11 protein-coding genes are annotated in these 12301 nt (G+C 62.5%); 3 read left to right on the top strand and 8 right to left on the bottom strand.

All coding sequences use genetic code 11. The features are described from left to right. Positions 1-91: 91 nt before the first annotated feature. Both AC07W7_RS14415 and AC07W7_RS14410 read right to left on the bottom strand, forming a co-directional pair. Positions 92-862, bottom strand: a complete 771-nt coding sequence (locus tag AC07W7_RS14415; RefSeq protein ID WP_076961479.1) for a response regulator transcription factor — start codon at positions 860-862, stop codon at positions 92-94. A 126-nt stretch (positions 863-988) separates the two neighbouring features. Further along, complete coding sequence (locus tag AC07W7_RS14410; protein WP_495039546.1) at positions 989-1462, bottom strand: prepilin peptidase; 474 nt, start codon at positions 1460-1462, stop codon at positions 989-991. Positions 1463-1534: 72 nt separating this feature from the next. On the opposite strand from AC07W7_RS14410, the gene AC07W7_RS14405 reads away from it, so the two are divergent. Next, positions 1535-1972: a TadE/TadG family type IV pilus assembly protein gene (locus tag AC07W7_RS14405; RefSeq protein WP_076961481.1), complete on the top strand. Its 438-nt coding sequence runs from the start codon at positions 1535-1537 to the stop codon at positions 1970-1972. After that, a complete protein-coding gene (locus tag AC07W7_RS14400) occupies positions 1969-4707 on the top strand; it encodes a PAS domain-containing sensor histidine kinase (protein WP_495039545.1) in 2739 nt (912 codons plus the stop codon). Before AC07W7_RS14405 ends, AC07W7_RS14400 begins: the two co-directional genes overlap by 4 nt. Here the strand turns inward: AC07W7_RS14400 and AC07W7_RS14395 are convergent. From AC07W7_RS14395 to pbpC, 6 genes are all read right to left on the bottom strand, one after another. After that, positions 4704-6716 carry a pilus assembly protein TadG-related protein gene (locus tag AC07W7_RS14395; RefSeq protein ID WP_076961483.1) on the bottom strand — a complete coding sequence of 671 codons (2013 nt, stop codon included), beginning with the start codon at positions 6714-6716 and terminating at the stop codon, positions 4704-4706. The genes AC07W7_RS14400 and AC07W7_RS14395 overlap by 4 nt on opposite strands. A 356-nt stretch (positions 6717-7072) precedes the next feature. Beyond that, the gene (locus AC07W7_RS14390) at positions 7073-7630 is read right to left on the bottom strand and encodes a DUF4136 domain-containing protein (RefSeq protein ID WP_099170180.1); all 558 of its coding nucleotides are present in this window, start codon (positions 7628-7630) and stop codon (positions 7073-7075) included. 45 nt (positions 7631-7675) lie between these two features. Beyond that, entirely contained in the window at positions 7676-8278 is a 603-nt protein-coding gene (locus AC07W7_RS14385) for a DUF4136 domain-containing protein (RefSeq protein ID WP_076961485.1), read from the bottom strand. A 24-nt stretch (positions 8279-8302) separates the two neighbouring features. Further along, positions 8303-9052, bottom strand: a complete 750-nt coding sequence (locus tag AC07W7_RS14380) for a methyltransferase (protein ID WP_169898932.1) — start codon at positions 9050-9052, stop codon at positions 8303-8305. Beyond that, positions 9045-9353 (bottom strand): MazG-like family protein, encoded by a 309-nt coding sequence (locus AC07W7_RS14375; RefSeq protein WP_495039544.1) that lies wholly within the window; start codon positions 9351-9353, stop codon positions 9045-9047. Before AC07W7_RS14375 ends, AC07W7_RS14380 begins: the two co-directional genes overlap by 8 nt. 156 nt (positions 9354-9509) lie before the next feature. Continuing rightward, positions 9510-11840 carry a peptidoglycan glycosyltransferase PbpC gene (gene pbpC / locus AC07W7_RS14370; protein ID WP_495039543.1) on the bottom strand — a complete coding sequence of 777 codons (2331 nt, stop codon included), beginning with the start codon at positions 11838-11840 and terminating at the stop codon, positions 9510-9512. A gap of 99 nt (positions 11841-11939) precedes the next feature. On the opposite strand from pbpC, the gene AC07W7_RS14365 reads away from it, so the two are divergent. Further along, positions 11940-12233: a hypothetical protein gene (locus tag AC07W7_RS14365; RefSeq protein ID WP_076961489.1), complete on the top strand. Its 294-nt coding sequence runs from the start codon at positions 11940-11942 to the stop codon at positions 12231-12233. The last annotated feature ends 68 nt before the right edge of the window (positions 12234-12301 follow it).

The following is a 12301-nucleotide window of genomic DNA, read 5'->3' as shown; positions in this document are numbered from 1 at the left end:
GCCCGCGATAGCGGCGTGTCAGCCAGCAAATCTGTCACTGACATACCGCTATCGCGGGCAAGCCCGCTCCCACATGGCTGTACGCAAAGCTTCAATGCGCCGTCACCCGCTGGCGCAAGGCCGAGTTGCTCGGCGACAGCGCCAACGCCAGTTGGGTACGGTTGTGCATATGGGTCAAGCGCAACACCTGGGACACGTACAGCTTGACCGTGTTCTCGGTAATCCCCAGCTCACAGGCAATCTGGTAGTTGGTCTGGCCCTTGCCGACCAACCGGGCAACATCCAGTTGCCGGGGGGACAGCTGATTGAAGATCGCCGGCACCTCCAGGCGCTCGGCTTCCTCGCCCTCGGCTGGCGGCGTCGGGCCGCGACGGACCTTGTCCAGGTCCTGGTACAGGTCGTCGATGGATTCAGAGAGGTATTGCAGCTTCTGGTTCAAATTCCCCAGATGCAGGTTCTTGTGGCGCTCTGCCAGGGCGGCTTCCTGGCGTTGCAGGCCTTCGAGCAACTCATTGAGGTTGATGGGTTTCTGGTAGTAATCGGAGATGCCCACGCGCAAGGCCTTGATCACGTCCTGCTTGTCGGCCCGGCCGGTCAACATAATGGCCTCGAAGGCCCGCTGCTTGCCGGCGATTTTCTGCAAGGCCTGCACCAGCTCGATACCATCCATGTCGGGCATATGCAGGTCACACAGCACCAGGCCGATCTGCGGGTCTTCACTGAAACGTTGCACCGCCTGCTGGCTGGAACCACACGGGACACAGCGATAACCGCTGCTTTCAAGAAATTCGCAAAGCTCCTCCACAATCAGCGGCTGATCGTCGACCACGAGCACTTTTACTGCAGACGTAAGCTTGTTCACGCGCTACTCCATGCCTGGCAAGCCAAAGATTGACCTATCCGTTCCGAAGAACCTTCCTACTTGCTTGTGTAAATAAACTTAGACGTACTTTCCGACTATGTATATAGCGCTACAGAGCGCCCACGACTAATGGAGCCACAACCAGGCCAGGGTAAAACCCACTAGCAGAAACGGCGCAAAGGGCAGTTTCCTTGACGGGTCCACCACCAGATAGCCCAGGCGCGCTCTAACGCCTTGACTGGCAAGGGGCAACAGTCGCGGCCCATAGACCAGCCAGGCCATATTCGCCACGCCGGCGCCGACCAGCGACCACAACAGGTAGGTTGAATCCGACGCCAGCGCCAACGCCGCGAGCAACTTCACATCAGCGGCGCCCAGGCGCCCGAGGGCGTAGCCGGGCAGCGTCAACAGCAGCGCCAGGAAAACCGCCCACCCCCCTTCAGCCCGGGAAGCCCCCAGCCATGTCGTGCCGCTCCACAGCAGGTAGAGCAACGCCAGCAGCACGGCGCCCAGGGTCAGGCGATTGGCAATCTGCCGCTGGCGAATATCCTGCACCGCACACACGCCCAACCAGACCAACACCACGAGGCCTTGGATCACGTAAAAACCGTCCCTTTTTGCTGATTGATTCTATGCTGATATCAGGTAGTAACCGTCAGGGTAGTCGCAGTGATGAAAACCAGCCTCCCTAGCAAGCAAAAAGGCGCCGTCGCTATCGAATTTGCCGCGGTGTTCGTGATTTTTTTTGCCGTGTTCTACGCCATGGTCAGCTACAGCCTGCCGCTGCTGCTATTGCAGTCGTTCAACCAGGCCACCGCCGAAGCCGTGCGCCGCAGCGTGGCACTGGACCCCAGCACCCCCAACTACAACACCGCGCTCATCCAGCGGGCGACCCAGACCGTGCAAAGCCAATTGCAGTGGATCCCCGCAACCTTCCAGTTCCAGGCGGCCCATATCAACCCGACCTACACTGCGGGCGTGCTGACCGTCGAGATCAACTACCCCTCGGCCAACCTGAAGAACGTCCTGCCGTTTATTGTGCTGCCGGGCATTGGCACGGTGCCCCGGCTGCCGACCACACTGCACGCCCAGTCGAGCCTGCAATTTTGAACTCCGGTGACAAAATCTTCGGCAGGCTGCTTGGCCGCAGCAGCGTCCACGCCCTGGAGACGCCCGCCAACCCGCCGCCCCCAGGCCTGCACATGCGCCTGGACCAGCAAGGCCATGTGCTGCAGATCAGCCGTGCGTTGCACCCACAACTGGCCTACCACCTCAGCGCCCAACCCCACCCGCTGTTGCGCGACCTGCTGTGCCTGCCCGGCGCCCTGAGCATCGAAGGCACCCCCGGCGACTGGCAGCGCCACAGCCTGGACCTGGACTTTCAAGGCGCCGGCGACAACATCTTGCATACCCGTGGCTGGATCGAGCCGGATGGCGATGACTGGATCCTGCGCCTGCTGGATATCAGCGACCTGCTGAACGGCCGGCAATTGGCCCAGCAGCGCGAACAGAACCATCAACTGGCCAGCCAGATGAGCGAGCAACTGCACGTGTGCAGCCTGACGCGCCTGCCGCACGTGTTCAGCGAGCACCTGCACAGCCTGGCCCAGCGCTGGCACATTCCCTGTGTGGCGATGGTCCTGCTCGACGACCAGGACTGGCGGGTCTACAGCGGCTACAGCGCCCACGATGCGCCGCAATTATGGGCGCCGGGCCAACGCCTCGGCACCTGCCTGGACAGCCTCAACGGCAACACCGCGCTGAGCCTGAAAACCCTCCAGGGCCGCAGCGAACACCCGCGCCTGTACAGCGTGTTTGGCAATGCCGAGGGCCTGCTGGTGCCCTATCGCGATAGCCAGGGCGTTGCCGCCTGGTTGCTGTGCGGGTTCTACAGCGGCCACCCCGACGTCAGCGAGCGTGACTGGCTGAACCTCGCCGCCGCCCTCGCCGCCCCCTTGCTCGGCCGCCTGCGCGAACAGCGTCATCACCAGCACCTGGAGCGGGTAGAAGCCTTGCAAGGCTTGCTCGGGACCGGCTGGTGGGAACTGCTGGCCAGTGGCGAGGAGATTCTGCTGGCGCCGCAACTGATGCGCAGCCTGAGCCCGGAAGATGCACCGACCCAACAAGTGCTGGCCAACTGGCTGGAACTGATCCACCCCGCCGACCGCCAGGAACTCAACAGCCGCCTGCAAGACCTGCAGACCCTGGGCAAGCCCTTGTTGACCAGCGTGCGCCTGCAACGCAGCGACGCCAAGCAGAACCCCATCTGGTATCGGGTCCAGGGCCAGGTGCTGGGGGCCGGCGAGCAGCGGCGCTGGATCGGTTTCATGCTCGATATCAGCGACATCAAGAACCAGCAACTACAGGCCGCCGCCGCCCATGCACGGCTGGACAACCTGATCGCCAGCTCCCCGGCGGTGATCTACGTGCAGCGCTACGTCAACGGTGCGCTGCACCCGGCCTTCTTCAGCGACAGCCTGTTGCCGCTGCTAGGCTGGACCCTGGCCGAATGCACCCACGACACCTCCGTGGAGTGGGTGCACCCCGAAGACCGCGACCTGTACTTCGAGCGCACCCGGCAATTGCTGCGCGAAGGCAGCGTGCGCAGTCGCTACCGTGTGCGCGATCGCCAGGGCAATTACCACTGGTTGCTGGACGAAGCCAAGCTTTTGCGCGACGACCTCGGCCAACCGGTGGAAGCCGTCGGCCTGTGGCTGGACGTCACCGAAGCGACCCTGGCGGCGCAACAGATCAAGGACAGCGAAGAGCGCTACCGCCTCCTCGTCGAAGACTCACCGGCGATGATCTGCCGCTATCGCCCGGACCTGACCCTGACCTTCGGCAACACGCCCCTGGCCAACTACCTGGAATGCACGCCGGCACAACTGCCGGGGATCAACCTGGGCCACTGGTTATCGGAGGAGCAACGCAACGCCTTTGTAAAACGCATCGGCCAGTTGAGCCCGGAATTTCCGGTCAGTACGGCCGAGATCAGCCTGCAACTGCCGGGGCGCGCACATGCATGGTGGGTCTGGTCCGACCGTGGCGTATTCGACGAGCACGGCCAGTTGCAGGAAATCCAGGCCGTGGGCCGCGACAACACCGAAGTGCGCCGCTCCCAGCAGCAACTGACCCAAAGCGCCAAAATGGCCACCCTGGGCGAGATGGCCACCGGCCTGGCCCATGAGATCAACCAGCCGCTGAACGTGATGCGCATGGCCATCGTCAATATGCTCAAGCGCCTGGGCAACGGCGACGTGCAGATCGACTACCTGACCGAAAAACTCCAGCGCCTCGACGCCCAGGTCCAGCGCGCGGCCAGGGTGGTGGACCATATGCGCGTGTTCGGCCGCCGCTCGGAGGTCGAGCAACAACCTTTCGACCCGGCCCAGGCGGTGGAAGGCACCCAGTCACTGCTCGGCGAAGGCCTGCGCGGCAAAGGCGTGGACCTGCGCATCACCCCCATGGACGGGCACGTGCAGGTCAACGGCCATGTCGATCAACTGGAACAGGTGCTGATCAACCTGGTGGTCAACGCCCGTGACGCGCTGATGGCGCGGCACGAAAAAAACCACGACTTGCACCCCTGGATCGCGCTGTACAGCGAACACGACAGCCGCCACATACGCATCTGGGTCGAAGACAACGGCGGCGGCATAGACGCGCGCTTGCTGGAGCGGATTTTCGAGCCGTTCTTTACCACCAAACCGATTGGCGTCGGCACCGGGCTGGGGCTGTCGGTGAGCTACGGCATTGTGGAAAACATGGGCGGACGCCTGAGCGTCGTCAACAGTGAGCATGGGGCGCGGTTTTGTGTGGAATTGCCGGTGGTGGGTGGGGGTTAGATTACAAGGTAGGCGTGGCCAGATTGGCAGCTCAGGTTGGCGCCTACATCCACTTTATTTAGATCGACGCCTAAGGCCAGTAAGAGGGTGTTTATCAGCGAGTCCAGTAACGGTGTCAGTGTGGTTTTGATCGTACTGATCAGCAGGGAAGTGACGCTATTGAGCGTGGTTCCAAGACCACCAATAAGATTGCCTAGCAAATTTTCGTTTCCGGGCTGCGGGCCATACATATTTAGAACAAGCCCCGCTGCTGCTCCCTTGGCAGGGTCCGTGAGCCCACTAACGATATTGCTGGTGGTGTAAGCGTAATAAAACGGTTGCTGCGAAATTTCCGGCAAATCGGGAGAGAGGTAAGTATGCGCAAGGTTTTTACTCCCTCCGACATCGATATTGGCAGATAACCCAATACCACCTCCTACAGAGGGAATACGGGCATTGCAGTCATTGAATATCAGAAAGCGGCGGCATGACTCAGTACCGATATCAACAATCTTCAAGGGTTTCACAACCATCTGGGGCGGAGCTTGACTGCTGCCGAAAATGCTGGATAAGCCGTCAACTTGACCCAGTTTCAGATTGACCAGCGAGGTATTGGTGCTGGTTGTCAGGCTTTTATTGGTAGGGCTTGCGCAGCTGTAGGCAGTTACCCAACTACTGGCGCTGGCAGCCTCTACCGCAATATCCACATGGACAGGCGGAGGCAGAATCTGCAGGTTGGGTGAAGTACACAGTGCACCCAAACCACATGTCAGCGCATTGATCGCGCCCACAATATCAAGCTGTAGTAGCGCTCCCACCGTGTTTGCCAGAGGGCCCGCCAATCCGGTCACGCCGTTCACCAAATCCAGGACCGTGTTCAGTACGGGCAAGTTGACCGAGAGCAGAACTCGTAGTTGAGACGTGCGCACATAGATGCGATTCGGACCGGTTTCAGGATTATGTCCTGCTGCTACAGCTTTGGCTGGATTGCCAACAGCAGATAATTGAGGCGGCTGTAAAACCTGAACCGTAGCGGTGATTTGCGCCACTCCAGGCAAGTCAATCGGGACACTTGCCAACAGGCCGTTTTTCTTGTTGGCCAGTTGCACAAAACCTTCGATCAGATCAAACACCCGCATGTTCACTGCCAGAGACGCCACATCAGTGCCACTCGCAATCTGCAGAATATCGCCCAATACCACTTGAGTAGTACCCGCTGCCGTTTTGAGCGCTTTCAAGCCGACAATCGTTACATCCGTGGTCAGGGTGTTAGTGGGATCCAATACATTGATCGCACTTTGAATTAACTGGCCGACACCGAGGGTATTGCCAAGAACTTCTGTATAACCAACCGCCGTCAGACCCAGATCAAGCTTTAGTCGATCCAGATAATTCAGCAGAGAGATATTGGTATTAATCAAACCATTCCACCCGGCCACCGACAGGTTCAGTCCACCGCCCAACAACCCGCCGAACAAAGCGTTGAGAACAGAGGCCTTGCTGGCTGAATCCACAACCACGGCGGTGCTGCGGATTGTGAGTGCGGCCACTGGGGTCGCCAACGCCGCCACCGCCGTCGCACTCAAGGTCGTATTAGCGTTATACGTCCCACTGAACAACCGCCACACCCCGTTGGCGATACCGGTTGTGATCGTGTGGGTAGCGACTACGCGGATGGCTTCGTTCTTGGTGGCATCGACAGTGAAGACACGGATGTTGAGGGCATTGGTCAGCAACGTCCCGCAAGTCACCGCCAGTGCGCGGGAGCTGTCGCTGGCGACGACGGTGAAGCCGTTGCGGGTGGCATTCTGCTTGGCGTAATCGACAGCCGTGGTACTGCCAGAACACTGCCCGCCGCGGTTGGCGGCTTCCAGGGCGGCGGTGTCGGCAATGGCCTGCAGCTTGCGTTTTTCCAGGTACAGGCGGCCGCTATCGACCACCAGCAATAGAAACACCAGGGCCAATGCCAGAGTGCTGGCGAATACCAGGCCGATTGCGCCACGCTGGCCAGAACGAAGTCGGGGAGACATCGAGCACTCCTTTGCCGGCGAACTGCCGAGCGCTTACTCTCCTGTAGTGAACAGCAGTGTAGACAAGGCTTGCAGGGGGCGCTGGCAAGTTGCCAGTTTGGCGACTGGCGGGAAGCCCAAGGGCACACGCAACACCTGTAGCTGCGATGCGGGCATCTCGGGGTATCGGGTGTACCGAGGCGATCCCATCGCAGCCTCGCCGGGGCTCGACAGCTCCCACAAGGGAGCGGCGGCACCTGCAAATTTGTCTCAAGGAACACAGATCAAATGTGGGAGCTGTCGAGCCCCAGCGAGGCTGCGATGGGATCGCCTCGGTGTACCTGTTGCACCGCAGCACCCGCATCGCAGCGTGCGACTTACCGTGGCGGGTAGTTGGACAGCACCTTGGTCACCGTCGCGCGGATCGCGGCGCTACGGTCCTGTGGGTTGGGCGAGCTGCTCATCATCTGTTCGTCGCTGCCGCGCCATACCAACTTGCCGTCCTTGCCGTCGAGCAGGTCGATCTGGAGGGTGGCGACCTTGTAGGTGACGTTGCGGGTTTCGTTGTACATCGGCGCGCCCCAATAGCCATTCCACGGGCCGCCCCAGGCGCCGCCGTAGTGGGTGGTGACTTGTTGCTGGCGGTCTTCGACGATCAGGTAGGCCTGCACGTTCACATCAGCCTTGGCCCCGGGGGCTGCCGGGCGCAGGCCGCGTTGGTCGAGCTGGTCGGCCACTGCCTGGCGGATGCGCTGTTCGGTGAGGTCGCTCTTGATCCGTGGATCATCGGGGCGGTACTGCAACGCTGGGTCTTTCCAGGCCCAACTGCGGTAGGCGGCAAAGTCGCGGCTGGCGTCAAAGTCGTGGTTGACCTGATGGGTCTGGCATCCGCCCAGCAGCACGGCAAAAGCAAGCAAAGCGATACGACGCAACATGGTAGTTCTCCAAAGGGCAAACCCAATCTGAGATGAGAATAGCTGTTAACTCGGAGGATACGCCGTCATGGCCTTCTGCACAGCCTGGCGCAAGGCATCGCCGCGTTCACTCAGGCTGCCCTGGCTGCCCGTTTCGGCGCTGGCGCTCCAGACCGGCTGGCCCGTGCGAGCGTCGAACAGGTTGACGCGCACCACCACGACCTGCACTTCATAGGTGCGCACGATCGGCACCGAGTTGTACATGCCGTAGCCGTTGCCATAGCGGTTGTAGCCACCGTAGCCATAGCCATAATCGTCCTGTACCTGGCGCAGGCGTTTCTCCAGATGCACATCGGCGCTGACCAGCAAGTCCGGCGCGCGCGGGCCATGCACCGGGCGCAGACCGCGCTGGTCGAGGGCGCCACTGACGGCTTCGGCGATCTGCGCAGGATCTGCCCAGGCCGAGCCCGCCGGCAACTGGCCGTTGCGCCAGGCCCAATTGCGGTAGGCGCCATAGTCGCGCACCGGCGCCGGATAGGCGCTGGCGTCAAAGGTGTTGGCCGCCTGGGCAGGCGCCGGCGGCATGGGTTTGGACGCCGCCACATACGGGTTGTGGCTGGAGCAGGCGCCCAGCCCCAGGCACAGCAGGATCAATGCACAGCGCTTCATTTCGATCTCCGCAGACTGGGCCGCTTAAACCGGACGGCAGATCCAGTGCAAATAACGCCCAAGTCCGGCAAAGCTTGGGTGACGACGGTGAGCGAGCTCCATCTCCAACACGTCCTGCAAATGGGTGCGGGCCTGGAATTCCATCGGCATATAGTCGTGGAACACCCGCACCCCGCTCTGGCTTTCGACCTGCCACAGGTCTTCAAGTTGCGCCGCCAGCTCCCGTGGATCCAGGGGCTGTTGCGGGGTCAGGCTGTGTTTTTCGCCGGCCATGTCGTTCTTGCGCATCTTGCGAAAGTGCCCCTTGAGCAAGTTGCGGTAAATCAGCGCATCCCGGTTGTAGAACGCCAGGGACAACCAGCCCCCCGGCGCCGTCAACTGGTGCAGCACCGGCAGGATCGCGTGGGGCTCGGCCAGCCATTCCAGCACGGCGTGGCACAGCACCAGGTCGTAGGGCTCGGTGAGCTGGCCCAGCAGGTCCTGCCACGGCGCCTGGATGAACGTTGCACGCTGCCCCGCCTCGGCGAACCGCTGGCGGGCGCCTTCCAGCATCGGCTCGGCGGGCTCGGCCAAGGTCACCTGATGCCCGCGCTCGGCCAGCCACAACGACATATGGCCAAGGCCTGCGCCGATATCCAGCACACGCAACGGCCGCGCCGGCAAAGCCTCGGCCAGGTCGGCCTGCAACACTGCCAAGCGGATCGCGCCCTTGGCGCCACCGTAGATCTTCTCGGCAAAGCGCGTGGCCAACTGGTCGAAATGACGATCACTCATGGCTAAACCGCCGCTCATTGTCGGCCAGCTTGGCGCTGACCACCTGGTTCATGTCCAGGCCCAGTTCGCCGCACAACAGCAGCAAGTAGAGCACGATGTCGCCCACTTCCTGGCCGGCATGGGCGAGTTTGTCGGCGGGTAACTGGCGCGACTGGTCTTCGCTCAGCCACTGGAAGATTTCCACCAGCTCGGCCATTTCGACGCTAGCGGCCATGGCCAGGTTTTTCGGGCTGTGGAATTGTTTCCAGTCGTTGTTATCGCGGATGCGATGCATGCGTTCGGTAAGGCGTTCGAGATTCATGGGGCGCTCCTGAAGGGGTATAGCTTCGGGCTCAAAGGCGGGGATGGCAAATAAATTTACGGCGCTTGTCAGGGCGCTATCACAGGCAAGCCAGCTCCCACATTTGGCGGTGTTTACAAATCAACATGGGGGAGCTGGCTGGCCTGCGATGGCGGTCTAATCGACCACGCTGAACTCAACCCTGGCCGTCTGCCCCGCCTCATCGAGCACACTCAGTTGATAGCGCCCCAACTGCTCCAGGCTGGCATTGATACTGTCCTGGTTGGCACTGTCGCCCAGCGGCGCGCCATTGAGGAACCACCAGCGCCGCCCACTGCCGCCCAACGCCGATAACTTCAAGCGCAGTTGCTGCTGGCTACCCGCCGGCAAGCGCAGCTGGTCGCCCTCACGCACGCCCACCACCGACAACGGCGACGCCGCTGCCAGCGCCGGGGGCGGGCAATCCGGGTCTGGCGCCGGGATACGCGCGTCACGCCGCTCGATCCTCGGCAGCCACGGCTCCAGCGGCGCCGGCCACAGGGCAATGTCCCGCGAGACCGCGCCCGGGCAACTGGCCGCCACGCGCAAGCCCTTGGCATTGACCCACACGGTTTCCATCAAGCCGACACCCAAGGGCTGATCCAGGGCCTGCAAGGTCGGCGGCGTGGTGCTGTCCAGCGTCCAGGCAAACCGCTGGCGCCGGCAATTGGGGTCGCTGCGGCTCATGGGCTGGCCCAGGGGCCAACAGATCGCCGCCACGCCGACATTCATCGGCACCGCTTTAACCGGCGCGGTAATGCCGCGCTGGCTGTCGCGGTTGGTCAATACATCGTGCACTTGCAGCATCAACGGCGCCGCCGACGCCAGGCCGAACTGGCCGGGCACTGGGGTGCCGTCCGGGCGGCCGATCCACACGCCAATCAAATAGCGTGGCCCGACCCCAATGGCCCAGGCATCGCGAAAGCCGTAGCTGGTGCCGGTCTTCCAGGCTAACACCGGGCGCTGCACCAGCTCGGCCCGGGGGTCGCGGTCTGGCCGCGCCTGGCCACTGAGGATGCGTCGCACAATCCACGCCGAGCCTGGCGATAACAGAGGGCGCTCCTTGAGCACATCATCGGGCTGCAAACGAATGGCCGCGCTCTTGCCGTCGCGGGCCAACGCGCTGTAGCCGCCCACCAGGTCTTCCAGGCGGCTGCCGGCGCCGCCCAGGATCAACGCCAGGTTCGGCTCGGCCAGCGCCGGTAGCGCCAGGGGCATGCCGCCGATGCGCATTTCCCCGGCAAAGCGCTTGGGCCCGTAGGCTTCCAGCAGCTGCACCGCCGGCAGGTTCAGCGAACTGGACAGCGCCGTACTGGCCGGCACCGCGCCGGTAAAACCCATGGAGAAGTTGCCCGGCCGGTAATCGCCATAGCGCCGTGGCACGTCCTGCAGCAGCGATTCGGAGTGAATCAGCCCCGCGTCCAAAGCCATGCCATACAGGAAGGGCTTGAGGGTCGAGCCCGGCGAGCGCAGGGCGCTGATCATATCCACATGGCCAAAGCGCCGTGCGTCGTTGATATCCACCGAGCCCAGGTAGGCGCGCACGGCCATGCTTTCTTCCTCAACCACCAGGATCGCTGCCGAAGTGTGCTCCGGCAGCCGCGCACGCCAACCCAACAGCAGGTCTTCGAGACGGCGTTGCAGGGTCGCGTCGAGAGTGGTGCGAATCAGTGGCGGGCTGTCAGGGCGGTTCAGGCGGCGCGCCAGCAGCGGCGCCAGGCTGGGCTCCAGGCGCGGCGCCAGCAACAGGGGTTCTTCCAGGGCTTCATCGACCGCCGATTGCGGCCACACCTGGAACTCGGCCAGGCGCCGCAGCACTTTGTCCCGGGCCTCCTGGGCGCGCTGCGGGTGGCGGTCCGGGCGCAGACGGCTCGGCGCCTGGGGCAGCACTGCGAGCAAGGCGGCTTCGGCGTGGGTCAGTTGCTGCGGCGACTTGCCCAGGTACGCCCAACTGGCCGCCGCCACGCCCTGCAACGTGCCGCCGAACGGTGCGCGATTGAGGTACAGGTTGAGGATCTGGTCCTTGGACAGGTGCCACTCCAACTGCGCCGTGCGCCACAGCTGGCGCAACTTGCCCGGCAAGGTGCGCGAATGGGGGTCGAGCAGGCGCGCCACCTGCATCGACAAGGTGCTGCCGCCCGATACCACCCGTGCACCGGTGAGGTTCTGCCAGGTCGCCCGCACCAGGGCCAGCGGGTTGACGCCGGGGTGCTGGTAGAACCAACGGTCTTCGTAGGTCAGCAGCGCATCGAGGTAATACGGCGAGACTTCGTCGGTGGCCACCGGGTAACGCCATACGCCGTTGGCATCGGCGAAGCGCCACAGGGGTGTGCCGTCTTCAGCCAGCACCACACGGGCCAGGTCGTCCTTGGGCAGCGGCAGGGGCCAAAGGCGGTCGGCCAGCCACAGCAGGGCGATCACCACCAACAGGCTACCCAGGGTAGCGCGTGCAACTATTCGCAAATTCAAACGGGCAAACCTCTATGCTTCTAGGGAACTCGCCCAGGGGATTGGCGACCAAAGGCTCAGGTCCGGCAGATACGCCCACCCTTTCATCAGGAAACTCATATGCAGGTAGAAAGCTTTTTTGAATGGCTGGGCCAGGCGCTCGGTTCGATCATCCGCTTTATCGTCGACGGGCTCAGTGGCTTGTTCGGCGCCCTGACCCATGCCGGTGGCAACTTTATCGATGGCCTGTCGCGCACCCTGGGCATGGATACCTCGATCGTCAGCATCATCACCCTGATCATTGGCCTGATGCTGCTGTATTCGGCAGTCCGGGCGTTTATGCGGGCCTCGATCATCATGGGGATTATCTGGTTGATGCTGGGGTTGTGGCTGCTCAGTTGGGTTGTGCATTAAGTACAGACCCTGTGGGAGCGGGCTTGTGTGGGAGCAGCGGTGCGACTTGCTCACGATAACGGTGTATC

The sequence above is a fragment of the Pseudomonas sp. GW821-FHT01D09 genome (assembly GCF_059422465.1).
This window is presented reverse-complemented; position numbering and strand designations above follow the sequence as displayed.